Below are 25,226 nucleotides of genomic sequence, written 5' to 3'. Positions count from 1 at the left end.
GAACCGTCTCGTTTCGTTAAGGCATGGACGGCGAACGATCGGAGTTCCACATATGCGCACCCCAGCAGAGACCCCGGCAGAGACCCCCGCCAGGATCCCGGCCACCTCCCCGCCCCTCTCCCCCTCGCGCCCCGTGCGCACCTGGTTCGTCACCGGGGCGAGCCGTGGCCTGGGCCGCGCGTTCGCCCTGGCCGCGCTTGAGCGTGGCGACCGGGTGGCCGCCGCCTCGCGCACCATCGCCTCGCACGACCTCGGCGACCGGTACGGTGACCGGCTGCTGACGCTGCCCCTCGACGTGACCGACCGGGAGGCGGTGTTCTCCGCCGTGGCCACCGCCGTCGAGCACTTCGGCCGGCTCGACGTCGTGGTCAACAACGCCGGGACCCTGTCCATGGGCATGATCGAGGAGTTCACCGAGGCCGAGGCCCGCGCCCAGCTGGAGGTCAACCTCTTCGGCGCGATGTGGGTCTGCCAGGCCGTACTGCCGCACCTGCGCGCCCAGGGCTCCGGCCACATCGTGCAGGTCTCCAGCATCGCCGCGCTCGGCGGTTTCCCGAGCACCGGGATGTACAGCGCGAGCAAGTTCGCGCTGGAGGGCATGAGCGAGGCGCTGGCGATGGAGGCCGCGGGGTTCGGCGTCAAGCTGACCATCGTCCAGCCAGGCGGCTATTGGACCGATCTGTACGCGAGTATGGCGGCGACCACACCCGCGGAGCCGTACGGCCCGCTGCGCGCCGAGCTGGAGAAGCAGTGGGCGGAGGGCTCGGTCGACAGCGACCCACGCCTGGCCGCCGAGGCGGTGCTGAGGCTGGTCGACAGCGAGGACCCGCCGCTACGGCTGCTGCTCGGCGGCATGGTCTACGACCTGGCCTTCGACGTCTCCCGTCGGCGGATGGACACCTGGGCGAGCTGGGAGGAGGTCAGCCGCGCCGCCGAGCACGCCGTACCCGCGCCCGGAACCGGCGGCTGACGGGTTCCGCCGCCCTCCTGGTGACCGCACGAGAATCCCGGAAGGCCAGCGAGCCGTTCCAGCCCTGAGCCAGCCGATCAAGGAATCGGCCGCGGACGGCATCGTTCGCCTGCGGCTTCTTCCGTCGGCGAAGACGATCCTTCACGGTGACGAGGAAGGTACGGCTCCGAAACCGGCACCAGGAGATCGTCGGTCTCGCTGACGACCGGGGAGCCAGGTGCTGATGGTCCCCGATTGTCGGCGGGGTGATTCGCTCAGGTCAGGGACAGCAGGATCTTGCCGCGTCCGGCTCCGGACTCGACCAGTTCGTGCACTGTCGCCGCCTCCGCCAGCGGGTGAATCACGGTGACGTTGCTCCGCAGCGTCCCGGCCGCCACCCGCTCCAGCCCTTCCCGGAGATATCGGCCGATCAACTCGGGCGCGCGTCGCGCCAGGTCACCGATGTTGAACCCGGCGATGGTCTGGTTGCGCTTCCACAGGTCCCAGACAGAGGCCGTCCAGTCGTCGTGCCGGCCGACGTCGCCGTACACCGCGACCCGGCCGAACGGCGCGAGCACGCCGAGGCTCTCCTGCCTGACCGGGCCGCCGACCGGGTCGAGCACCACGTCGACGCCACGGCCGCCGGTCGCCGCCAGCATGGCCGCCCCGAAACCGTCGCGGACGAAGACCTCGTCATAGCCCAGCTCACGCGCGTAGGCCACCTTGTCCGGCGAGCCGACCGTGCCGTGGACGGCGGCGGCGCCCAGGCTCCGGGCGAGCTGTACGGCTGTCGCCCCAATCCCACCGGCCGCCGCGTGGATCAGCACGGTCTCGCCCGCGCGCAGCCGTGCCGTGTCGTGCAGCAGGCCGTACGCGGTGGGGAAGACGCACGGCAGCCCGGCGGCCTGGGCCGGGTCGACCTCACCCTGGGTGGTGCGCAGCGGGTGGGTCAGAACCGCCTCGGCGACGACGAACTCGGCGTAACCTCCGAAGGCGGGCAGGTAGGCGGCGACCGGCTCGCCGATCCGCAGGCCGGTGACGTCCGCGCCGACCGCGACGATCTCCCCCGCCGCCTCAAGCCCGGGGACGGCGACACCGTCGTCGGCGCCGAACTCACCGCGCCGGTGCTGGATCTCAGCGAAGTTGACCCCCGCGTACGCCACCCGTAGCAGCACCTGCCCGGGACCGGGCTCCGGGCGTGCCACCTCGACCGCCTCCAGCACCTCAGGTCCGCCGTTCGCCCTGAATCCGATGGCCCGCATCTCCACCCCTTCGTCGTGATCATGCTTTTCCATGTCAAGCGAACGACGTGGCACCATATTCCAGAGTTTTTGAACCTGAATTATCGGGTTTCTGAGGCAAGCCCAGAAACGGGGGTCTCAGGGCATCCTGGCGTTGCGCCGCAGTACGTCGACGGCGCGGACGGTGGTGTGGCCGCGCCAGTCGAGGGCGCCCGCGGGCGAGATCCTGGCGTAGTCGACGGTCCAGCCGCCGTCGTCCTGCTGCAGCCCGGCCAGGCGGTCCAGGTCGGCGGCGACCGCCTCCGAGGCGAAAAGGGCGCGGGCGGGGCGATCGGGGAACGGAGCGAAGTCCAGCGGGCGGAGCATCTCCTCCTCGGTGCCGCCCTCGACGTGCATCAGGCCGTCGGCGGGGACATACCTGCTCAGGTGCTTGAGGAGGTCGGCCGCCTCGGGGTGAGTCTCATGCACGGCGTCGAGGAACCGTACGGCGAAGGCCAGCACGTATGCGTGGGGCGTCTCCTCGATCGCCTCGATGGCGGCCAGGCAGTAGCGGGTGGCGCGCGCGAGCCAGGGGTGGGCGGCGACGGCACGGTCATGCGCGGCCACGCGATGCGCGGCGGCCGCGGTCACGGCGGTGATCTGCAACGTGGAGACCGTGGAATCTGCGCCCGCCCACCAGGGGGCGGTGCCCTCGGCGACGGTGAGGGTCAGGGCGAAGGGCAGGCCGCCGTCCGGCAGGATGACCGACTCCAGCCAGTCGCACAGCGCGGTGGCCTGGGGCGCGGTGGCCGGGAGGATGTCCTCGAACACCTCGAAGGCGTGCAGCGCGGCCCCCGGCTGGCTCTCCGGCGAGCGCAGGTCGGGTTCCAGGCCCCAGCCGTAGCCTCCGTCGGGGTTGCGGTAGCCGTCGAGCGCGGCCAGCGCGGCGGTGGAATCGGTCTCGCCCGTCAGCAGTTGGAAGCGGCGGCGGTCCAGGACACGCGCGTGGGTGGCCATGAAGGAGGCCGCCGCGGAGAGGTCGATGCTCATGAGCCCATCGTGCCCGGGCCGTACGAGCGCAGGCTTGCAGGAATCGGTCACGGCCAGCGAAATCCCCGCTCCACCGTCAGCCGTCAGCCGTCAGCGACGATCATGCCTCGTGCGGGATCCCCTCGGCGCGTCCGGCAGATTCGTCCTGTTCGGCGGCGAGAGACCCGAACCAGGCAGGCTGCCGGAAGTCGGGGCGTCAGGCCCCGGGGCGCCCAGCGCGTTGAGGGCCGCGACGATCTTCTTCTCCTCGTAGACGAAGTGCGACTCCAGCAGGGCGGTCAGGCCGTCCAGTTCGGCACGCACGCGCCGTGCCTCACCGGGATCCGGCTCCGCCTCCGCCCCGAGGCCGCCGAGCAGGTCCTCCAGGCTGCGCAGGATCCCGGCCACGGCCTGGTGGTCGTGCACCAGTTCCTCGATGACGGGACGTAGCTCGGGGAAGCGCTCCGCCAGGACTGGGAACATCCCGTCATCCTCGCCGGTGTGGTGCAGGGTCAGGGCGGAGCAGAAGGCCAGGCAGTGCGCCCGCAGCTCCCGTGGCCGCCCGCCGCGACCTTCGAGATGGGCGTCGACGTCCTCACGGAGCTGGGCCAGCTCCTCGCGGAGCCAGAGATGGATGTCGATCAACTGGTTGCCGAACGCCGCGAGGCGGCCGTCCGGTCCGACAGGGGTTTCCATGGTTGTCCCATGTTTCGGCGCCTCCATGCCCACGGCGATCTCTTTGCCGGGTGCACCGCGACGCTGAGGCGAGATCTCATCACCTTTCTGCCCGAGCCGTCAACCCGCCGCCCGCTACCCGGCAGCACCGGGCCCCGGATCACCCACCCATCGCATCCAAGAGAGTGACTCCCCATAACCTGCGCGGACGGTAAATCGTTTTCCCAGATTTCCACGGGAAAGGCCTCTTTCGAGAAAAGCGTTCCCGTCGCGGATTCGGGGAGGGTTCCGTCGAAATCACTGCAGTTTCCGCCTCCGCCTCCGCGAAAAACGCCTCCGACCAGGGGAAAGTCCTTGTCCACCTCCATCCCGGAAATGGCACAATAACTGCATAAATTCCACACTGCGGACAAATCGCTTCATATCCTGGCCTTGTCGATCGTGACCTCCGGCGATCCCCGCCGGGGGCCTGGTCAGAGGAGGCGCTCATGGACCGCAGGCACCGTCTGTTGTCACTCAGCCCGGCACTTCTCGCAGTTCTCGCCCTCGGAGCCGTCGCGGGCTCCCAGACGACGGCCGCCCCGGCCTCCGCGCGAGTGGTGGCGAACGCCCCGCAGGAGCGGGCGGTCCCGACCCCGACCCCGTACCAGCAGCCGAAGCCGTACCGGGACGCCTACAGAAAGGGCTACGCCGAGGCGGAAGGCAACTGCGCCAAGGCGAAGAGCTTCTCCTACGACGAGTCTGCGGACTGGGACAGAAAGGGCTGGGTCGACGGCTACAACGCCGGACACACCGACCTGTGCGAGGGAACCGGCTGACGACAGAGGACGATGGGGAGCCCCCCTTACGGCGGGGAGCTCCCCATCTCGGGGAGGAGGCGGGGAGCGACCGGATAGCCGATGCGCCGTGACGAGCCGGTGTCCAATGATCTGTCCACGTGGCCGCCCACGGGGGTGGGCCGGTGGAGGGAAAGGACGTCGGGATCATGTCTGGCGGCAGGCGGAGTTCTCGGAGGATCGGCGGGCTGGTCGCGGCGGGCGCGGTGGGCGCCGCGCTGGTGGTGACGGCGGTCGTACCCGCCGGGGCCACGGTGGGCTCAGTTGGTGCGGTGGGCGCGGTCGTGTCCGAGGCGGGGAACCGTACGGTGACCAGTGCGAAGGACGTCGGATCGGGCGGTGCCGGGGACGGCGGGCAGGGCGCGTCCTCGAGGTGCGACCACAGCGGGACGCAGCGGCTGCTCGACGCGCTCACCCGGGCCGAGGGCGTGCCGGGGGCGACGGCCGAGGTGACGGGGCCGGGATGCGGGACGTGGCGCGGGACGAGCGGGACGGCCGACCGGGAGCACCGACGGCCCGTGCGCGGCGGGGAGCGGTTCAGGATCGGCAGCGTCACCAAGACGTTCACCGCGACCGTGGTCCTGCAACTGGCCGCCGAGGGCCGCCTCGACCTGGACGCCCCCGTCGAGCGCTACCTCCCCGGAGTGGTCAACGGGCGCTACGACGGCGGCTCGATCACGGTGCGCGGCCTGCTGCGGCACACCAGCGGGCTGCCCGACTACGTCTCAGGACTGGACTGGGACAACGTGGCGCAGTGGCGCCTCGACCACCACTCGGACCGGGAACTCGTGAACGTCGCCCTCGCGTTGCCCTCGCCCGGCGACGGCTGGCACTACTCCAACACCAACTACGTCCTCGCCGGGATGATCGTCGAAAAGGTGACCGGGAAGGACATCGGAACGGAGATCACCCGCCGCGTCGTCAAGCGGCTCGGACTGAACGACACCTACTGGCCCGGCGACGCCACCGGGCTGCGCGGCAGGCACCTGCGCGGATACACGCCGGTCGGCGACGGCCTCGTGGACGTCACCGACTTCAACCCCACGGTGGCCGGGGCGAGCGGCGCCCTGGTCTCGACGACGCACGACCTCAACCGGTTCTTCGCGGCACTGCTCGGCGGACGCCTGCTGCCCCCCGCCCAGCTCGCCGAGATGCGGGAGACCGTCCCCGCCGATCCGGCCCGGCTGTGGCCGGGAGGCGAGTACGGCCTGGGCCTGGCCTCGGCCCCGCTGTCCTGTGGCGGCCGGTGGTGGGGACACCGGGGCAGCTTCCTCGGCTACCGGACCCTGTCCGCCGTGACCCAGGACGGGCGTCAGGTGACGATCTCCCTCAACCAGTACGAACTGCCCGCCTCAGCGGACCGCGCGGTGCTCCAGGTGGCCCAGACCGCGCTGTGCGAGACTCGCTGAGTCCGCTCTCACCTCCCACCGGCCAGGGTGAGGGCCTCGGTGAAGCGGCGGTAGCGGGACAGCTCCTCACCGACCGGTTCCAGCACGAGCCTGCGGGCGACCTGATCCACGTTCACCCGCAGTGCCCTGGCGGCCCTGCGGGCCCGGCGGCGCCCGCCGATCCAGGCCGCGACCCGCGACAGCGCGGCGATCACCAGCCCGAGGACGACGCCGCCGACCAGCAGCAGCGTCGGCCAGGGAAACTCTCCCGCCGTCGGCATGTACGGCCGGGGCAGCCGGAGATAGTCCAGGCCCAGCAGGCCGAGCAGCCACAGGCCGCCCGCCAGCGTGGCCGCGAACACCAGCCACTGCGCCAGCCCGGTGACCCGCCACCACACGGGCCGCCGGAACCCGCCGAGCGAGGTGGCGGCCACCGCCCGGTCGAGGCCGTCCTCCAGTTCGTCCCCGTGCGACCTGGCGGCGCGCCGTACGGCCGCCGCCCACGGTTCCGGCAGCCCGTCCGAGGCCGCGCTCGCGGCCTCCCTGATCGCGGTGTCCATCCGGGAGCGCTGCACGGCGGTCGTGACGGGCATCGAGGTACGGCCGACAGGGCCGCCGACGATCTGGCTGAATTCCTGCCCGGACTGCCCGGACTGCCCGGACTGCCCGGCGGAGGCTCGGAGGGGCTCCATGGCCTCCCGGCCGCCCCCCTGGATCGCGCCCCGGCCGGCCCCCTGGCTCACCCCGCCGAGACGGAGGCGGCGGAGCGGGTCGGGACGGAACCGGCGCAGCCACCGGATCGGCGGCCAGCCGGTCGCGACGACCGAGCGGTGCCGGTGCGACCTGGCCACGGCCTCGACGACGACCGGCACCCCCGCGGCCTCGGACAGCGCCGCGGTCAGCGGCCCGGCCAGGCGGTCAACCGACACCGTCGACAGGGCCTGGTCGGCGGACGCCGTACCGCCGATGGACACCACACCGCCGGTGGCGGAGGCCGTACCGGTGGACACCGCACCACCGACAGACGCTGCACCACCGGTGACGGACGCCGTACCGGTGGTGGCCGCCGTGCCAGTAGACGCCCTGGCGAGCGTGTCGGCGGCCGTGCCGACGTCGGCGGCCAGGCGCGCGGCCCACGACCGCCGGTCCGCGACCCTGGAGGCGAGCAGCGAGCCCAGCTCCGGCACTCCCGCCCCGGTGCGCGCCGAGACCCCGACCAGCGGCACCCCGGTCAGTCCGTCCTCACCGAGCAGCCGCCGCAGGTCCCCGAGGCACCGTTCCGCCGCCCCAGGGGTGAGCCGGTCGACCTGGTTGAGCACGACGACCATCACGTCCCGGTGCCGGGCGAGCGGGCGCAGATATCGGTCGTGGACGGCCGCGTCGGCGTACTTCTGCGGGTCGAGCACCCACACCAGCAGGTCGACCAGCTCGACCAGCCGGTCGACCTCAAGCCGGTGCGCCAGCTCGATCGAGTCGTGGTCGGGCAGGTCGAGCAGGACCAGCCCGGCCGCCTCGTCCTCGGCCCGCGAAACCTCGTGGCGGCGGGGAATCCCCAGCCAGTCGAGCAGCGGCCCCGCCCCCTCCCCCTCCCAGAGCGCGGCCTGCGCGGTCGAGGTGGTCGGGCGGGTCACCCCGACCGCGGCCAGGGACGTACGGGACAGCAGGTTGAACAGCGAGGACTTGCCGCTGCCCGTGGCCCCGGCCAGCGCGACCACGGTGTGGTCGACGGACAGGTTCCGCCGCACGCCCGCCCGGGAGACCACCGAGCGCGCCACGGCGACCGCGTCCCCCGCCAGCCGTCCCTCGGCCAGGTCAGCGGCCTGGGCCAGCCCTTCGAGGCGGTCGTCGAGGGAGACGGACCCCTTACGGCGCAGCAGCTTCACGGCTCACCCGCCTCCCGGTCGCCGGTACGGGAGTCCTCGCGGGAGAGGTCGGTACGGGAGTCCTCACGGGAGAGGGGGTCAGAGGGACCTCCCCGCACGTCCTGGGCCATGCCGACGCCGGAGGCGTCGCGCCCGGTGTTCACCGGCAGGAGCCACTCCCCCCGTTCCCTCCCGTCCTCGCCGGACCGCTCCCCCGGCGGCGGCGAGTCCTGGCCGGCCACGGGCGGAAGCTCGCGCCGGTGCTCCCGTACGGCCAGCGCCGCGGCGCGCAGCGCGGCCCCGGTGTCCCCTGGGGGCTCGACGGCGTCGAGGAGGGCGGTGAAGCGGGTGGCCTCGGTGCCGAGCAGGGCGGCGACGCGGGCCCGCAGGTCGACGCGGGCCTTGACGGTGAGGGTGCGCACCGCCTGGTCGCCGAAGACGGCCTCCAGGAGTTTCTGGCTCAGCACGCTTGTGCCTCCGGCGATGCCGACCTCGATCCCGGTCAGGCCACCGGTCGAGGCGAACACCGCGAGCATCAGCAGCAGCCCCGCGCCGTTGACGCCGTAGGAGGTGAACCTGGCCAGGCTCCGTTTGTCCGCGCCCTCCTCGCGGACCAGGTCGAGCACGTATCCCTGCCAGCCCCTGATCACCGTCTCCGCCTTCGCGGGCAGGTCGGCGGAGGCCCGCCCCAGCCGCCCCGCCGCCGCGACCCCCGCCTCTTCGAGCAGGGCGCGCCCTGAGGGGTGCGACGACCACGACTCGAGCGCGCGCTCGGCCGCGTCGTCCGCGGAGGCTCTGATCAGCGCCTCGACCCCGCTCTCCAGCGCGACCCGCAGCTCGCTCTCCGGCGCGGGACGGCCGGTGAACATCGCGACCAGGCGGTCCCTGAACCGGCCGACCCGGTTCTCCAGGGAGCGCATGAGGTCGCCGGTGCCGATGAGGTCCTGCCAGCGGGCCAGCACCTCGCCGCGCAGCAGCGAGCCGTCCAGCATGCCCTCGTCGAAGGCGGACAGCCCGGCGGCGTACGCGGCGCCCGTCATCGAGCGAAGCTCCTCGGCCGCGACGTGCTGGTGGTCGACGGCGTCGGCGAGGGCGGGCACCCGCACGGCGAGGCTCTCCAGCGCCCCGGACAGGGTCTGGCGCACCACGTCCGCGCGGGCCTGGGAGTCGGCCGCGATGCCGGTCAGCCAGTCGGCGACGGCCTGGACCGCGGGACGCGGCAGGCGGGCGTTCTCCTCGGGCAGCACGAGTTCGGGCACCTCGAACAGGGGGGTGCCGCCGAGCCCGTTGTCCCGCAGCAGCCTGGCCAGGTCCTTCTGGACCACGCCCATGGCCTCGGGGGGAACCCGCGACAGGATGACCGCGAGCGCGGTGCTCCGTTCCCTGGCCGCGCGCAGGAATCCCCACGGCACCTCGTCCGCGTAACGGGCGGCGGTGGTCGTGAACAGCCAGAGGTCGGCGGCGGCGAGCAACTGGGCGGCCAGCTCGCGGTTGGCGGTGACGACCGAGTCGATGTCCGGCGCGTCGAGCAGGGCCAGACCCGCGGGCAGGGACGGGACGGTGACCACGCGGAGCGTGCCCGGCTGCCCGCGCGCGCCGCCCGTGACACGAGGAAGGCCGGGCAGGACGTGCTGGGCGGTGAACCAGGCCTCGTCGGCCTCACCGGTGACGAGGGTCGGCGCCAGCGTGGTCGGCCGCAGCACGCCGGGCTCGGAGACATCCGCGCCGACGATGGAGTTCACCAGGGTCGACTTGCCCGCTCCGGTTGAGCCGCCGACGACGGCGAGCAGCGGGGCGTCGATCGCGGTGAGCCGGGGGATCAGGTAGTCGTCGAGCTGGCCCGCCAGCTCGCGCAGTGCCGCGCGCCCGGCCTCGGCGTCACCGGTCGCCAGGGGGAACAGGTCGTGGTCGAGACGGCGCCGCAGCTCGCGCAGCGCCTCAAGCAGACCGTCGCTCCGGCTCATAGGAGCGACTCTTCCCTGCTGGAAGGCCCCTAGACATGTTCCGCGCGGATGTCACGGCGGCAGGCCTCGATCGGCGTCGCCGGTGAAGGGGCCCGGACACGATTTTGCCCCACCGCTCGACCGGGTTACGGGGGCGAACCCGGTAGAGCGGTGGGGCCTTAACCCCGGGGTTCGCGTGGGGTCATACGGATTCGTCTCCCCCGCAGCTGGAGGCGAATCCGACCCTTCCGCGCGACCGCGGGGTGATCGGGGGTCACTCGCTGTTCATTTGAGCACCCGAAGCTCAGGGTCACATGAGGCGAAGCTGAATGTCAGCTGAAGATTCAACCATTATGAGGAGGACGTAGGACATATCCCACTCCCCGCAAGGTGTGAATGAGACGCGGCTCGGCCATGTCGACCTTGCGCCGCAGGTAGGACACGTAGGACTCCACGACTCCGGCGTCGCCCCCGAAGTCGTAGTTCCAGACGTGGTCCAGGATCTGCGCCTTGGACAGCGCCCTGCCGGAGTTGACCATGAAGTAGTGCAGCAGCTTGAACTCGGTCGGCGACAGCCGTACCGGCCTGCCGGAGCGCCAGACCTGGTGCGCCTCCTCGTCAAGCTCCAGGTCGCCGACCTTCAGCCGGGCCGGAAGGTCGAGGTCCCCCCTGGTACGGCGCAGCACGGCCCTGATCCTGGCGAGGACCTCCTCCAGGCTGAACGGCTTGGTCACGTAGTCGTCGGCCACGCGCAGACCGGCCACCTTGTCGTCGGTCGCGTCCCGCGCGGTCAGGAAGACCACGGGCATCTGCCCGCCCAGCGCCCGCAACCGTCCGGCCACCGTGAACCCGTCCATGTCCGGCAGCATCACGTCCAGCACGACGAGGTCCGGGCGGATCCGCTCGGCGAAGTGCACGGCCTCCCGCCCGTCCGCCGCCGTCACCACCTCGAAGCCCGACCTGCGCAGGCTGGCGGAGAGCAGCTCGCGGATGTTCGGCTCGTCGTCGACGATCAGCAACCTGGCTTCGACCTTGTCCAGCACAACACGAGGCTTACTCACCCTCCTGGAACGCAGCTCAGGTCCGGCTGAACGTTTCCTGAGAGGGGAGAACGTCATCGACGGCCCCCTCCCTCGTTGATCGCGGTGGCGGTGATCGAGCCGTCCGCGCCCTTGGTCCCCTGCACGACGACCGTGCCACCGGAGGTGAGGTCGGTGACCTTGCCCTGTTTGGAGACCCGTACGGTCGTCTGTCCCGTGGTGTTCACGGTGACAACGGTCCCGTCGGGCTGCTGGAGGTAGACCTTCCCGCCCTCGACCCGCTGCACGGTGCCGAAGGTCACACCGCCCTGGGCACCCTGACCACCCTGCTGCCTGCCACCGAACCCGCCGAACCCGCCGTTGCCGTTGTTTCCGCCGTTTCCGTAGCCTCCGGAGCCGGGGCCGTACCCGCCCTGGCCACCGGGACCGAACCCGCCCTGGCCACCGGGACCGAACCCGCCCTGGCCACCGGGGCCGAACCCGCCCTGGCCACCGGGACCGAACCCGCCCTGGCCACCGGGGCCGTATCCGCCCGCCACGCCCTGACGCATCGCGGCAGCCGGGTCACCGGCCGTCCCGCCCTGACCGCCCAGCGCCTTCTGCGCCTGGATGCCCAGGATCACGCCCACGACGAGCACGACCCCCGCGCCGAGCACCAGCGTGAGCCTGGAGAGCCCGCGCCGCGGCCCGGCCGCCAGCTCGGCGTCCAGGTCACCCGCGAACGGGGAAGTCTCCAGCAGTTCCCCCGCCGGAGCCTTCTCATCCGCACTGCCGCCCATGTCTTCTCCTCGGGTAAGTCGTACAGGTCATTCGTGGCGCAGTGCCTGGATGGGCCTGAGCTTGGCCGCCCGGTTCGCCGGATAGCCGCCGAAGAACAGCCCGATGCCCACCGAGACACCGAGGGCCAGCACGATGGAGGACGGCACCAGCACGGGTTCGATGCCCGCGATCGTGAAGCGGGTGCCGACGAACGCGATCACGACCCCCGTCAGCCCGCCCAGCAGGCTCAGCACCGTCGCCTCAAGCAGGAACTGGCCGAGGATGGCGCTCCGCGGCGCGCCGATGGCCTTCCTGATGCCGATCTCCCTGGTCCGCTCCGTGACGGTGACCAGCATGATGTTGGTGATGCCGATGCCGCCGACCAGCAGGGAGATCGCGGCGACGGCGCCGAGCAGGGTGGTGAAGATCCCGACGGTCGAGCTGACGGTCTCCTGCAGGGTCGCCTGGTTCAGGATCCGGTAGTCCGCGGTGCCCGTCGGGGTGATGCCGTGCCGCTGGTTGAGCACGGCGGTCACCTCGGCCTGGGCCGAGGTGGTCGTGTCGGCTCCCGTCGCCTGCACGACGATCGACCCGAGCGCGCCGAACCCGGTCAGGCTCTGCTGTACGGCGGGCAGCGGCACGACGGCCACGTCGTCCGCGTCCTGCCCGCCGAGACCGGAGGAGCCCGACTCCTTGAGCACCCCGACCACGGTGAACGGCACCCCGGAGACGCTGACCTGCTCGCCGACCGGGTTCGCGGTGCCGAACAGCTCGTCGGCGACCGTCTGCCCGATGACCATGACCTTCCTGGCGGCGAGCACGTCGTCGTTGACGAAGTAGGAGCCCGTCGCGACGGGCTTGTTCGTCGCCTCGAAGTAGCTCGGATACGTGCCCACGAGCTGGGAGATCGCATGGCTGGCACCGTCGTGCACGGCGGTCGCCGAGGAGGTGGTCACCACCGGGGAGACGCTCCTGGCCGACGGCACCTGCTCGGGGTCGGCGAGCGCCTTGGCGTCCTCCAGGGTGAGCTGCCTGGCCTGAGTGCGGGGACCGGTGTTCTGCCTGGTCCCGCCACCGACCGCGCCGAAACCGCCGAACCCCCCGCCCCCTCCTCCGGCGAAGGAGGCGGAGACGGTGAGGGTGTTCGCCCCCAGCCGCTGGATGCTCTTCTGGATGCTCTGCGAGGCGCCCTCGCCGAAGGCGACCAGCAGGATCACCGCCGCAACCCCGATCAGGATGCCCAGGGTGGTCAGGAAGCTGCGCAGCTTGTTGGCCGCCAGGCCGCGAAGCGCGAACCGCAGGATCTCCAGCCTGCTCACGAGGCGGCTCCCGACGCGCTAGAGGCCCTGGACGTGCGTGCCGCCTCCGCGACGCGGGGCGGCGGGCCGTCCGCGGGCGCCCGGCGGGTGTCCTCGACGATCAGCCCGTCGACCAGCCGGATGATCCGCTTGGCGTGTGAGGCCACGTCGTCCTCGTGGGTGATGAGCACGATCGTGCGGCCGGAGCCGCTCAGCCTGTCGAGGATCTCCAGCACGTCCCCGGTGGCCTTGGTGTCGAGGTTGCCGGTCGGCTCGTCGGCGAGCAGGAGGGCGGGCGAGGTGACCAGCGCCCTGGCCACAGCCACCCGCTGCTGCTGGCCTCCGGAAAGCTCGTTCGGCTCGTGGCGGACCCGGTCGGACAGGCCGACCTGCTCCAGGGCCTCAAGCGCGCGGGCCCGGCGCTCGGACGCCGCGACACCGCCGTACGCCATGGGCAGCTCGACGTTGGCGAGCGCGCTCATCCTCGGGATGAGATTGAACGACTGGAAGACGAACCCGATCTTCCGGTTGCGCAGTACGGCGAGCCTGCGCTCGTCCAGCGTCCCGACGTCGGTTCCGTCGATGAGATAGCGGCCCGAGGAGGGCACGTCCAGACAGCCCAAGATGTTCATGAGCGTGGACTTGCCGGAGCCCGAGGCGCCCATGACGGCCACGTAGTCGCCCTGCTCGACGGTGAGGGAGACTCCGCGCAGGGCCTGGACCTGGGCGTCTCCCCTGCCGTACACCTTGACGATGTCCGTGAGGGACAGGACGGGGGCGGTCACCGGCCACCTCCCACGCCACCGCCGCCGGTGCCGCCGCCGGTACCGCGGTTCCCGCCTCCGCCGAAGCCGGGGAATCCGCCGCCCTGCTGGGTCGTCCCGGTGAGCGCCGGGCGGACCACCTGGTCCCCCTCGGCGAGCCCCGAGGTGATCTCGGTGAGCGCGTCGCCCTTGACCCCCAGCTCGACCTGGACGGGCACCTGCCCGCCGTTCCGCAGAACGGTCACGGTGGTACGGCCCGCCGTGGTCGAGACCACGGTCGAGGGGATGGCGAGGGCGTTCTCCGCCTGCCCGACGACGACCTTGACCGTGGCCGTCTGGCCGAGCCTGACCTCGGAGGGAACCTCGGTGAAGGAGATCGTCACCGGATACTGGACCACGTTGTTGCTGGTGGCGGCGGTCGGCTGGATCTGGGTGACCTTGCCGGTCGCGGTGACACCGGTGAGCGCGTCGAAGCTGATCGAGGCCGTCTGACCGACCTTGAGCTTGGTGATGTCCGACTCGGTGAAGGTGCCGACGAGCTGAAGCTTGCGGGTGTCGGCCAGCTCGATGAAGCCGCCGGAAGAACCGCCAGAGCCGGAACCCGCCCCGGAGGAACCGGATCCCGAGCCGGATCCCAGGCCGGACCCGCCACCGCCCGTCCCGGAACCGCCCGAGCCCGATCCGGTGGAGGACGTGCCCGACGAGGAGCCGCTCGCCGAGCCGCCCGCCGTACCGTTGACGGCGGTGACCGTACCGGCGAACGGCGCCTTGATGACGGTGGCCTCGACCGCTCGCTTGGCCGCCCTGTAGGTGTTCCTCGCGGTGATGTACTGGGCGTACAGGGCGGCGGTCGAGGTGTCGTCGTCCGCGGAGTCGAGGGTGGCCGCGGCCGCGTCCAGGCTCTCCCGCGCGGAGTCGTCGTCCAGCCTGGCCAGGAGCTGCCCCTTGCTGACCTTGTCCCCCACCTCGACGTAGACCTTCTCGACGGTGCCGCTCGTCCCGAAGCTCAGCGAGCGCGCACGGGCGCTCGCCACGGCTCCCGAGGCGGACACCGAGGCGACCACCGTGCCTCGGGTCACCGAAACGGTTCGCACCGCGGCGTCGGCGGAGGGGGCGGATCCCCCGAGAGAGGAGAAGGCGATTCCCGCGCCGCCCAGCAACAGGACCCCCAGAGCCCCGTTCATGATCAGCGCTCCGCGCTTGGTCGACAGCTTCACAGCGCTCGACCCTGGCGTACCAGACTTGGGCTAAACCCAACTCTTGCTGAGTGTTTGCTGCAAACACCAAACGGATGAGGACATACAGGAAACCTTCAGGTGTTTGTGAGCAGGCAGTGAATCGGGCACGCCAAGATGGTCGGCCATGAGACCGACCAATCTCCCGAAACCCATGCGTGTGGGAGGACTCGCCCTGGCCGCCCTCGTCCTCGTGGGCGCGGGCGCGTTCTACGTCCTCGACGACGGCTCGAACCAGGCACCCCGGGTTGAGCTCGTCGCCGCCCGGCGGGGAACCGTGACCTCGGCGGTCTCCGCCGCGGGGAACACCGTGGACGACAAGACCCGCGAGCTGGCCTTCGGTGGGTCGGGAACGGTCAAGAAGGTCTACGTCAAGGCCGGGGACAAGGTCGGCAAGGGAAAGGTGCTCGCCACCATAGGGTCCGCGCCCGCGCGTGAGCGGTACACAGCGGCCAAGGCGCAGCTCGCTGCGGCGCAGGAGGCGCTGGACACGGCCGAGGAGAGGGCGGCGTCCCCCTCTGCGTCTCCGTCCCAAGGCCAGGGTCAGAATCAGGGCCAGAACCAGGGGCAGCCGCAGAGTCAGGGACAGAACGGGGATCTGGGCCAGACGGGATCGGACCCGACCAAGCAGGGCGGGTGCCTGCCGACGGCCATGCCTACCGCGCCGGTCGGCGCGACCCCCACTCCCCACCCGAGCGGTACGGCCACGCCGACCCGGTCTCCGGGGCAGGGCCGTACGCCCGAACCGGGCCTGACCCTCGTGCCGGGCAGCACGTCCGCTCCCACGACTCCCTTCACAACGCCCACAGCGCCCATAGCGCCCATAGCGCCCACGACGCCCGCCCGGCTCGGGGCGGCGGTTCCGGCGGGCGGGGTCGCGCTCGCCGGGTACCTCGTCAAGGTCGCGCCGACACCAACACCGACACCAACACCGACCCCGACACCGACACCGACACCGGTCCCGGCGTCGACCACGGCGGCCGAGGCGAAAAAGACAGCCGAGGCCGAGCAGGGGCGCGGCACGGGCCACGGCGAGGAGACTCCCCGTCCGGTGCCGACGGTCACGGTGACCGTGACGGCCACCGCGACCGTCACGGTGACCGCGACCCCGGACGCCACCCCGACGCGCCCGAACCCCGGACCCTCGAGCGCGGCGCCGAGCCAGGGGGCCGAGCCGAGCCGGAGCCCGAGGCCCAGCTCGTCCGCACGGCCGACCACGACCGGGAAGCCGACCGGGAAACCGACCACACGGCCGACCACCGGACAGTCTTCGAGCCCCCGGCCGACCGCGTGCTCCGCCCAGAACAACGGCCGGAACAACGGCCAGAACGGCGGGCAGGGCACCGGGCAGGGCACGAAGCAGAACAGCGGGCAGAACAGCGCTCTGACCGCGCAGCAGAACACCGGGCAGCAGCAGGGCGTGAACCGGGGAACCGGGCAAAACGGCGACTCGGGGAACGGGCAGGGGGCGCTCAGCGTCGAGCAGGCGCAGGCTCAGGTCAAGCGGGCGCAGGCGGACCTCACCGACGCCAGGGAGGAACTGGCCGGGGTACGGATCGTCGCCCCGGCGAGCGGCACCGTGATGTCCGTCGCGGGCGCCGTCGGGGACAACGTCGGCACCGGCGCGTTCCTCACCCTCGGAGACCTCGACGAGCTCCAGATCGAGGCGCTGTTCACCGAGTCGGACATCGGCAGCCTGAAGCCGGGTCAGCGGGCCGTGATCACCCTGGCCACCCAGGAGGGCAGGAAGTACACCGGCACGGTGACACGTATCGCACCGACCGCGACGACCACCGGCCAGCTGGTGAGGTACGGGGTCACGATCGCGTTCGACGAGGCGCCGGACAACCTCATGGTCGGCCAGACCGCCACGGTGACGGTCACGGTCGCCGAGTCGGAGGCGGCCGTCTACCTTCCCGCGCAGGCCGTACGGACCAAGGACGGCGTCTCGCGGGTCACCGTCCAGGGCGGCGGCGAACGCGTCGTGACGACGGGAGTGCGCGGCGACCAGTACGTCGAGATCACCACGGGACTCGCGGAGAACGACCGGGTCGTGCTCCCCGACGGTGCCGCGACCGGAGGGTTCCCGGACAGCGGCTGGCCGGGAGGCGTCTCGGGCACCCCTTGACCTGGCGTTCCCGCCTGGCCTGAGGGACTTGGCACCCGGGCCGGGCGGGGCGACATCGAAGTCCCATCGCTCGTCCGCGCGCTCGGCGACCGCGCGGGATCACCGGCGCGGACAGGGCCGTCCCTCAGGCGGACTCGGGGGCGAGGGGGAACGTGACCCGGAAGGTCGAGCCCTTGCCGAGGTCGGAGTCCACGGCGACGGTGCCGCCGTGGGCCTCGACCATGGCCGCCACAATGGCCAGGCCCAGACCGCTGCCACCGTCCTCCGGCGCCCGGCGTCCTCTGGAGGAGTCGACCCGGTAGAAGCGTTCGAAAACGCGCTCGCACTGCTCGGCGCTGAGCCCGGGGCCCTCGTCTGCCACCTCGACGACGGCCATGCCGCCCTGGGCCGAGAGCGCCATCCGCACGGGGGTGCCGTCCGGGGTGTGGGTCAGCGCGTTGGTCATCAGGTTGCCCACGACCTGGCGCAGCCGTACCTCGTCACCGCAGACGATCAGCGCGGCGCCGTCGACCGAGAGCGTCACCTCGCGGGAGGGGGCGAGGATACGGGCGTCGTGGATGGCGTCCGCGGCGATGGCGAGCAGGTCGACGGGGCGCATGGCCATCGGCCGCTGCTGGTCCATCCTGGCGAGCATCAGCAGGTCGTCGACCAGCAGGCCCATCCGGACCGCCTCGGACTCGACCCGGCGCATCAGCGGGGCCGGGTCGACGTCCGGGGCCTGCCGGTAGAACTCGGCGAAACCCCTGATCGAGGTCAGCGGCGTGCGGAGCTCGTGGGAGGCGTCGGCGACGAACCTGCGCATGCGCTCCTCAGAGCGGCGAGCCGAGATCTCGGACTCCGACCTGGCCCGGAAGGCGGACTCGATCTGGGTGAGCATGCCGTTCAGCGACTGGCCGAGCCTGCCGACCTCGGTGGCCGGGTTGGCACCGGGGACGCGGCGGCTCAGGTCTCCGGCGGCGATGGCCTGGGCGGTGCGCTCGATCTCCTCCAGCGGGCGCATGCTCCGCCTTATGATCACCACCCCGACCCCGGCGAGCACCAGCATGAGCCCGCCTCCGCCGAGCAGCTCGACCAGCGCGAGCTGGCCGACGATCTGCCTGACCTCCGACATGTCGACGGCCAGCACGACGCTTCCGCCGTTTTCCAGCTGGATGCGATGAATCCGCCACTCGTCGCTCTCGAACGGATAGGTCTCCCGCTCGGGGGGAAGGCTGGGCCCCGGCTTGCCCTCGACGTCGGTGCCGACGAGCTGGAGGGTGATCGCGCCGTGCGCGTCGCGGATCTCCACCCTGGTGTCGGCGGGTACCGGCTTGCCGACCAGTGTGGCGGGGCTGCGGTGCAGGCGGCGTATCACGCTGTCCGCGGTCAGGCGCACCTGGCTGTCGACCCGGTCGATCAGGTAGCCGCGCATGATCGAGACACTGCCGACGCCGATGAAGGCGAGCGCGATGGTGAGAAGGACCAGGACGACGGTGATCAGCTTCAGCCTGAGCGGGGTGCCTCCGCCCATCACTGTCCCGGTGGGAGACGCAACACGTAACCGACCCCGCGCAGGGTGTGAATCAGCCGGGGGTCGACGTTGTCGATCTTCCTGCGGAGCACCGAGACGTAGGACTCGACGATCCCGACGTCGCCCCGGAAGTCGTAGTCCCACACGTGGTCCAGGATCTGGGCCTTGGACAGCACCCGCCCCGCGTTCGCCATGAAGTAGCGCAGGAGCTTGAACTCCGTCGGCGACAGCGCCACGGCCCTGCCGCCGCGCCACACCTCGTGGCTCTCCTCGTCGAGCTCTATGTCGGCGAAGGTGAGCCGGGGCGGCCTGGCGAACAGGTCCCCCGCCCCGGTACGGCGCAGCACCGCCCTGATCCGGGCCACGACCTCCTCAAGACTGAACGGCTTGGTCACGTAGTCGTCCCCGCCGACCGTCAGCCCCCGGATCTTGTCCTCCGTCGCGTCACGCGCGGTCAGGAAGACCACGGGCGTGTCGGTCCCGCCGCCCCGCAGGCGCCGTACGACGTCGAAGCCGTCCATGTCGGGAAGCATGACGTCGAGCACGATGAGGTCGGGGCGGTAGCGCTGGACCGCGGCGACGGCGTCCGTCCCGTTACCCGCCGTGTTCACTCCGAACCCGGCGAACCGCAGGCTCGCGGCCAGCAGTTCGAGGATGTTGGGCTCGTCCTCGACGATGAGAAGGCGGGCTTCGGGAGAGTCGGTCACGGATTTATCTTCACTCGCCCACATGAAAAAGCAGTTAACTGGTCAATACTGAGGTTAACCCCACGATATGCCTGGCGATCGCCAGGCTGGACGTCGCCGCCGGTGAGGGCGCGTTCCGCACCAGCACGACCGGGCCGTGCCGGTCGATCGCGAAGTCGTCCAGCATGCTCCCGTCGCCCGCCACCGCCTGGGCCCGCACCCCACCCGTCGTCCTGACCAGATCCGCCCTGGTCAGCTCGGGCACGTAGCGGCGCGCCGCCGCCAGGAACGAGCCCTTGAGCATCGAGCCGACCACTTCCCTCACCCCGGTCCGCCAGTGCTTGGCGGCCAGCCGCCTGGTGCCCTTCCAGGCCAGGATCCTCCGCAGGTCGGTGAGATCGATGTCACCCCAGGAGTAGCCCTCAAGCGCCAGGGCCATGACCGCGTTGGGGCCGACCAGCACCTCGCCGTCGATCCTGCGGGTCAGGTGCACACCGAGGAAGGGGTAACGGGGGTCGGGAACCGGATAGATCAACCCTCTGACCAGGTCCTTCGACGCGCCGGCCAGCGCGTAGTACTCACCGCGGAAGGGCACGATCCGCACGTCGCCCTCGGCTCCCGCCATCCGGGCGACGGTGTCGGTGCCGAGCCCGGCGCAGACGATCAGCCGGTCGAAGGCGAGCTTGCGCCGCCCCGCGATCACCTCGACCCCGCTCGCGGTCTCCCGCAGCGCGCGGACCGGATGCGACAGCAGCACCGAACCGCCCATCTCCGTCACGTCCTGGGCCAGACGGCGGGCGACCGCGGGAAAGTCGGCGATCGCGGTGTGCGGGGAGTGCACCGCGGCCACACCGACGGTGTGCGGCTCGATCTCGCGCAGCCCGAGCGCGTCCAGCTCCGCGATTCCGGGAACCCCGTTCGCGCGGGCCCGTTCCGCGATCGTGTTCAGCCCGGACCGCTCCGCCGGGGTCGAGGCGACGACGAGCTTGCCGACCTCGTCGTAGGGGATGGTGTGCTCGGCGCAGTACTGCCTGAGCAGGGCCACCCCCTCCCGGCAGAGCTTCGCCTTGAGCGAGCCCGGCTGGTAGTAGATCCCCGCGTGGACGACCCCGCTGTTGTGCCCGGTCTGGTGGGCTCCGACGTGGTCCTCCTTGTCGAGAACGGTCACCGTCGCCCCGCTGGTCAGCGCCACCTCCCTGGCGACGGCCAGCCCCACGATCCCCGCACCGACGATCCCGACGTTCACGTCCCTACCTCCCTGATCGCCACCAGAACGCGCACACGCGTGAGCTGACGTCCATCCCTCTCCGAAGGAGAAGAGGCTTGCACCGCCTTGTTGGGGATCGTAACCGTCCGGCAGTGCTTCACCACTCCGGTCATGAAATTCACCGGTACGGCCAAGAGCCGAAACCATGGGAGCGAACGGAGGTCAGCGCATCCGGCCCACGGCCTCCCGCAGCCTGCGCACGTCCCGCAGCCGGGCCTCGTAGGTCGCGCCGACCACGACGAGCAGCAACCCGCCGAGCGCCATCGGCACCCAGCGCGGCACCGCCATCACGGCCTGCATGATCCACGGCGCCAGCTCGTGCAGGGCGACGACGGCCAGGGTGAGGCCGCCGAGCAGTGCCGGGGCCTGGAGCCGGAGACGCGCCCCGGCCAGCAGTACGGCCAGGCACACGACGCCGAGCGCCAGCGGCCTGAGCCATCCCTCACCGGTGAGCATCGCGATCATGCTGGGCAGCAGGCTCGAGGCGAGCCCGGTGCCGTACGCGGCCCAGGAGGAGAGGGCACGGCCACGCGCCCGCCACCAGCCGAACGCGAGCAGGACCAGCGAGAACGGCACCGTGTACGCCTCGACCACGGTGATGTCCGAGGCGAGCAGCCTCAGCCACGAGGCCGTCAGCAGCAGGGCCGTTCCCACGTATCCGGCCCATCGGCGGTCGGGGCGCAGCGCCGTACCGGCCATCAGCACACCGGTCAGCGCCCAGGCCAGAGCGGCGACCGCCAAGTCGTCCGCGGTGAGCGCCAGGCCGACGGTGGCGAGGAGGTATCCGGCGGCCTCGACCCCGACGGCGAACGACGAGTTCCTGAACCTGCCCGCGACGGCCGCCGCGACGCAGGCGACGGCGAGCACGCCGAACGCCGCGTACCGCGCGGGCCACTCCAGGGCCAGCCCCGCGGCCAGCGCCTCCCCTCCCGCGAGCAGTGTCGCCAGCCCGGCTCCCCCGGCCCGCACCGCCCGCTCCCGCCCGTGGAACGCGGTCGCCGCCGCGACCAGTGCCACGACCGGCAGCGCGACCAGCGTCGCGGTCTGTGCGGCGAGCGCCCACGAGAGCGCGAACGAGACCGTCCACAGCCCGGCCCCCGCGCCGAACGCCCAGTTCGTACGGCTCCGCGCGGCCATCCAGGCCGACGGGCCAAGCCCGGCGACGAACAGGCCGACCTCGAACGGGTACGGCAGGCCGACCGAGAGCGGCAGCGCCGTCAGGAGCACCGGCAACGCGAGCAGCGCCGCCCTGAGCCCGCCCTTGCGCCCCGCGACCTGCCAGGACACCGTCACGGCCGTGACCGCGAGAAGGGCGACGACCACGAAGAGGATCGGGAAACGGCCCGTCAGGTCTCCCTGGGCCGTCCACGGGAAGAAAAGCGGACGGTAGAAGGTGACGATCCTGGCGAGGGACTCGGCGATCGGCGAAACCGCGAACGCGGCGAGCGTCGCGCCCAGCCCCAGCCCGGCGCCCCATCGGGGATCGACGCCCCGAACGGCTGCGCGCCGCTCTGCGTCTGCGCCCAGACCGAGATCCTCCCCCGGCCCGTCGGCTTCGCCCTGTCCGCCTTCACCCTGTTCACCGGCTTCGCCCTGTCCATGGACCTCCTCCGGCCCACCGGTTTCATACTGTTCACCGGCTTCACCTTGCGTGACGGTTTCCCCCTGACCGGCGGTCGCACGCCGGCCGGCGGCTCCGCGGTACACGAGGGAGAGAACCACGGCGAGCACGGCACCGACCGCCAGCGACAGCGCCAGCCCGTCACCGGTCGGCTGCCACCCCGTCCCCGTGACCACCGCCCAGATCAGGCCGGTCGCGGAAAGCACCGCCATGACCAGTGCCGTCGCCGCGACCCCCGGCACCCTGGCGGCGAACGTCGCCACACCCCACGCGGCCAGCAGCACGGCGAGCGCGGCGTAGGTCTCCGCCCGCGCGGCGAGCGCGGTCACCACCCCGAGCACGGCCACCGGTACGGCCGCCGCGGTGAAGGCCGACGCCCACCGCGGTTCGCCAACCAAGGTCGGGCAGGCCACGAGCGCGACGGCCAGGACCAGCAGGACGACGAGGCCCGCCAGGTGGTTCCAGGCGAAGGCGCCGGGGGCGACGGCCACCGCGACCGTACCCGCCGCCAGGGCGAGGAAGCCCAGCGCCGCCCGCCTCTTCCGGGTGCCCATCGCTCCCCGTCCGCGCAGGGCGGCCACCGCCGAGGCGACCGCCAGCAGCGCGGGCACGACCGAGCCCGAGGCGCTCGACGAGACCTGCCACTCACCGGCGCCCTCGTAGGGCCACGACCACACGTCGTGCAGCCGGGTGAACGGCGCGAGCAGCACGGTGATCGTCCAGGGAACGAACGGAACGGCGGTGAGCACGGCCACGAGCGCGGCGAAGGAGGCTCCGGCCGAGCGGATCCGTGCGTCGCCCAGGCCCGGGAGGTACAGCGCGACCGCGACGGCGGCCAGCGCCCCCGCGGTGTGCGGGACACCCAGCCAGCCGTAGGGGAGCACCCGCCAGAAAGGCGCCGCCAGACCGACGGCCAGCGCGAACATCGATCCGCTTGCCAGGGCCCTGAGCCTGTCCTGCCTGGCGCGCCGGGCGACGGCGATCCCGATCACCGCGAGCGCGACGAGCAGCGCGCCCTTGGCGGAGTCGACCACCAGTCTCTCGTCCCCGAGGAAGCGGCCGAACTCCAGCACCGAGTCCAGGAACCCGTAGACCAGGCCGAGCACCCACACCACGGCGAAGCAGACCCCCGCCGTCGCACTCGCGGAGACACTTCCCGCGGAGCCGTCCACGCCGTTCGCCCTCGGGACAGCGGACCCATCCACGCCACCCGCGCTCCGGGCAGCGGACCCGTCCACGCCACCCGCCCCCGGGACAGCGGAGCCGTCCACACCGTCCACGTCTTTCTGGCCACCCGCCCTCCGGGCAATGGCCAGGAAGACGGCGTCCATCGCGGCGGTCGCCACGAGAGCGGCGGTGATCCACACGGACGCTCTGTCCAGCACGAGCAGCGGGAACGGGAACTGGGCGAGCACGATCGCCACCGGCAGCGGCAGCCTCAGCGGCAGCAGCCGTGAGTATCCCGCCGTGAGGAGCGCGACCAGGCCGAACAGCATGGCCGTGTAGTGAAGCGCCTCGGGGCCGTCGGCGCCGAGCAGACCCGCCTGCCGGGCCGCGTAGCCGTCCAGGAGGAGCAGCGCGACGCCGAGCATCGCGATCGTCTCCGCTGTCGTACCGAGTCCGCGGCTCACGAGGAGCTTCGGCGCGGCGAAGGTGAGGGCGGTGACCCCCGCGAGGATCGCGGCCCGGCCACCGATGCCGATATGGCCCCAGCTGACCACGGTGAAAACCACGGCGGCGACGACCAGCAGCAGGCCGCCGAGCGTCAGCAGCAGGTTCTGCACGGCTTTGGGGGAGAAGTCCCTGCGCGGCGCGGCCTCCACGCTTCCCGGCCTGAAACCCGGGTGCTGTGGGAACCCCGGAGCCCCCGCCCCTGAGTCCCGGTGCCGCACAGGCCCGGCGACGATCCCCGCCCCGGCGTCCGGGTGCCGCACCGATCCGGGAGCCCCTGCCCCCACCGTCTCCGGACCCGTTCCACCTGCCGCCTGCCGTACCCTCGCGACGTCCTGCCCCGCCCGGTCGGCCCCGGTTCCCCGAACCCCCTGGACGCCCATGTTCCCGGGAACGCCCCGGGCCAGGCGGGCGCGCTCCGCCCGGAGCACGCCGAGCAGGTTGCCGCGACGGACCAGCAGGTCCGCCTCCCTGGCCCGCAGCCTGGCCAGCTCCCCGTCGAGCCGCCACAGCTCGGCCGCTTCCGGCCCCCGCAGCGGCAGCGCGCAGTTCGGGCAACGGTCGGGGATCCCCGTGATGGGCGCGCCGCACTCCGGGCAGCCCGCCCTCGGTCGCGGGCGATGCGGACCCGGGACCGGATTCTGATCGTGCATGACACGAAGGATGCCGGGCACAGGTTGCGATCCGCTTGCGACAAGGTACTCAATCCCTGCTGAGTACCTCTTGCCGGGCATTCACCCCAGGCAGGCCGACGGGCGCCGTTCCCGGAGAACATCCCCGGAAGGGGCACCGTTGGCGGGGCGGCCACGGACGGCTCACCGGACGGCAGGTCCTACGGAGCACGGTTGATCTTGACGACGACGGTGTCGTCGGGGTCGACGGCGCGGCCGTCGGCGGCATGAACCCGCAGGGGGGCCAGCGAGCGTTCGGAGAGACGGTCCACGAGCTCCGAGTGGGGTTCTCCGGCGGCGAAGAAGTGAACTTCACCCCACTGCCGAAGGGCGACGATGACAGGGAAGAGGTCCCTGCCCTTGGGAGTGAGCACGTACTCCTGGTAGGCGCTGCCGTCGGAGGCCGGAACCACGTCGAAGACGCCTCCGGCGACGAGGGTGCGCAGACGGGCGGCCAGGATGTTCTTCGCGACGCCGAGACTGCGCTGGAACTCACCGAAACGGCGGTTGCCGTCGAAGGCGTCACGCACGATCAGCAGGGACCACCAGTCGCCGATGGCGTCCATCGAGCGAGCCACGGGGCATTCGCTGTCATCGAACCGGGTCCGCTTCACCACCGTTATCCCTCCCCAATTTGGTTGCAAAATGCTACCAGATTCCGTTAGCGTCACAGT

Annotated in this window: 19 protein-coding genes; 4 read left to right on the top strand and 15 right to left on the bottom strand. The window is 71.8% G+C overall.

Annotation, left to right across the window (positions count from 1 at the left end; genetic code table 11):
* Window positions 1-52 precede the first annotated feature (52 nt).
* Complete coding sequence (locus AB0395_RS02925; protein WP_366276317.1) at window positions 53-970, top strand: SDR family oxidoreductase; 918 nt, start codon at window positions 53-55, stop codon at window positions 968-970.
* Between the two features lie 254 nt (window positions 971-1,224).
* On the opposite strand, the gene AB0395_RS02920 is transcribed toward AB0395_RS02925, so the two are convergent.
* The 3 genes from AB0395_RS02920 to AB0395_RS02910 all read right to left on the bottom strand — a co-directional run bounded on the left by AB0395_RS02920 (window position 1,225) and on the right by AB0395_RS02910 (window position 3,894).
* Window positions 1,225-2,211 (bottom strand): zinc-binding dehydrogenase, encoded by a 987-nt coding sequence (locus AB0395_RS02920; RefSeq protein ID WP_366276315.1) that lies wholly within the window; start codon window positions 2,209-2,211, stop codon window positions 1,225-1,227.
* Between the two features lie 117 nt (window positions 2,212-2,328).
* Entirely contained in the window at window positions 2,329-3,219 is an 891-nt protein-coding gene (locus tag AB0395_RS02915) for a hypothetical protein (RefSeq protein WP_366276313.1), read from the bottom strand.
* A gap of 90 nt (window positions 3,220-3,309) precedes the next feature.
* A complete protein-coding gene (locus tag AB0395_RS02910; RefSeq protein ID WP_366276311.1) occupies window positions 3,310-3,894 on the bottom strand; it encodes a hemerythrin domain-containing protein in 585 nt (194 codons plus the stop codon).
* A gap of 467 nt (window positions 3,895-4,361) precedes the next feature.
* On the opposite strand from AB0395_RS02910, the gene AB0395_RS02905 reads away from it, so the two are divergent.
* Window positions 4,362-4,691 (top strand): hypothetical protein, encoded by a 330-nt coding sequence (locus tag AB0395_RS02905; protein WP_366276310.1) that lies wholly within the window; start codon window positions 4,362-4,364, stop codon window positions 4,689-4,691.
* Window positions 4,692-4,858: 167 nt separating this feature from the next.
* Complete coding sequence (locus AB0395_RS02900; protein WP_366276309.1) at window positions 4,859-6,118, top strand: serine hydrolase domain-containing protein; 1,260 nt, start codon at window positions 4,859-4,861, stop codon at window positions 6,116-6,118.
* Between the two features lie 8 nt (window positions 6,119-6,126).
* On the opposite strand, the gene AB0395_RS02895 is transcribed toward AB0395_RS02900, so the two are convergent.
* The 7 genes from AB0395_RS02895 to AB0395_RS02865 form a co-directional block, all read right to left on the bottom strand.
* Complete coding sequence (locus tag AB0395_RS02895; protein WP_366276307.1) at window positions 6,127-7,980, bottom strand: GTPase; 1,854 nt, start codon at window positions 7,978-7,980, stop codon at window positions 6,127-6,129.
* Complete coding sequence (locus AB0395_RS02890; protein ID WP_366276306.1) at window positions 7,977-9,923, bottom strand: ABC transporter; 1,947 nt, start codon at window positions 9,921-9,923, stop codon at window positions 7,977-7,979. The genes AB0395_RS02895 and AB0395_RS02890 overlap by 4 nt, the downstream gene beginning before the upstream one ends.
* A 323-nt stretch (window positions 9,924-10,246) precedes the next feature.
* Window positions 10,247-10,963, bottom strand: a complete 717-nt coding sequence (locus tag AB0395_RS02885; RefSeq protein WP_366276304.1) for a response regulator transcription factor — start codon at window positions 10,961-10,963, stop codon at window positions 10,247-10,249.
* A gap of 53 nt (window positions 10,964-11,016) precedes the next feature.
* A complete protein-coding gene (locus AB0395_RS02880) occupies window positions 11,017-11,721 on the bottom strand; it encodes a hypothetical protein (protein ID WP_366276303.1) in 705 nt (234 codons plus the stop codon).
* A 27-nt stretch (window positions 11,722-11,748) separates the two neighbouring features.
* A complete protein-coding gene (locus AB0395_RS02875) occupies window positions 11,749-13,020 on the bottom strand; it encodes an ABC transporter permease (protein WP_366276302.1) in 1,272 nt (423 codons plus the stop codon).
* Window positions 13,017-13,784: an ABC transporter ATP-binding protein gene (locus AB0395_RS02870; RefSeq protein ID WP_366276301.1), complete on the bottom strand. Its 768-nt coding sequence runs from the start codon at window positions 13,782-13,784 to the stop codon at window positions 13,017-13,019. Before AB0395_RS02870 ends, AB0395_RS02875 begins: the two co-directional genes overlap by 4 nt.
* Window positions 13,781-14,980, bottom strand: coding sequence for a biotin/lipoyl-binding protein (locus AB0395_RS02865; protein WP_366276300.1), 1,200 nt, complete (start codon window positions 14,978-14,980; stop codon window positions 13,781-13,783). Before AB0395_RS02865 ends, AB0395_RS02870 begins: the two co-directional genes overlap by 4 nt.
* A gap of 145 nt (window positions 14,981-15,125) precedes the next feature.
* Here AB0395_RS02865 and AB0395_RS02860 point away from each other — a divergent pair, with 145 nt between their 5' ends.
* Window positions 15,126-17,126: an efflux RND transporter periplasmic adaptor subunit gene (locus AB0395_RS02860; protein WP_366276299.1), complete on the top strand. Its 2,001-nt coding sequence runs from the start codon at window positions 15,126-15,128 to the stop codon at window positions 17,124-17,126.
* Between the two features lie 124 nt (window positions 17,127-17,250).
* Here the strand turns inward: AB0395_RS02860 and AB0395_RS02855 are convergent, their stop codons facing one another.
* The 5 genes from AB0395_RS02855 to AB0395_RS02835 all read right to left on the bottom strand — a co-directional run bounded on the left by AB0395_RS02855 (window position 17,251) and on the right by AB0395_RS02835 (window position 25,169).
* On the bottom strand, window positions 17,251-18,636 hold the full coding sequence (locus tag AB0395_RS02855; protein WP_366276298.1) for an ATP-binding protein: 1,386 nt from the start codon (window positions 18,634-18,636) through the stop codon (window positions 17,251-17,253).
* Window positions 18,636-19,367, bottom strand: coding sequence for a response regulator transcription factor (locus AB0395_RS02850; RefSeq protein ID WP_366276296.1), 732 nt, complete (start codon window positions 19,365-19,367; stop codon window positions 18,636-18,638). The genes AB0395_RS02855 and AB0395_RS02850 overlap by 1 nt, the downstream gene beginning before the upstream one ends.
* A gap of 10 nt (window positions 19,368-19,377) precedes the next feature.
* On the bottom strand, window positions 19,378-20,568 hold the full coding sequence (gene lhgO, locus AB0395_RS02845; protein ID WP_366276295.1) for an L-2-hydroxyglutarate oxidase: 1,191 nt from the start codon (window positions 20,566-20,568) through the stop codon (window positions 19,378-19,380).
* Between the two features lie 183 nt (window positions 20,569-20,751).
* Window positions 20,752-24,534, bottom strand: coding sequence for a hypothetical protein (locus AB0395_RS02840; protein ID WP_366276294.1), 3,783 nt, complete (start codon window positions 24,532-24,534; stop codon window positions 20,752-20,754).
* 179 nt (window positions 24,535-24,713) lie between these two features.
* Complete coding sequence (locus tag AB0395_RS02835; protein WP_366276293.1) at window positions 24,714-25,169, bottom strand: helix-turn-helix domain-containing protein; 456 nt, start codon at window positions 25,167-25,169, stop codon at window positions 24,714-24,716.
* Between the last annotated feature and the right edge of the window lie 57 nt (window positions 25,170-25,226).

The sequence above is a fragment of the Streptosporangium sp. NPDC051023 genome (assembly GCF_040689595.1).
Lineage (GTDB): Bacteria > Actinomycetota > Actinomycetes > Streptosporangiales > Streptosporangiaceae > Streptosporangium.
This window is presented reverse-complemented; position numbering and strand designations above follow the sequence as displayed.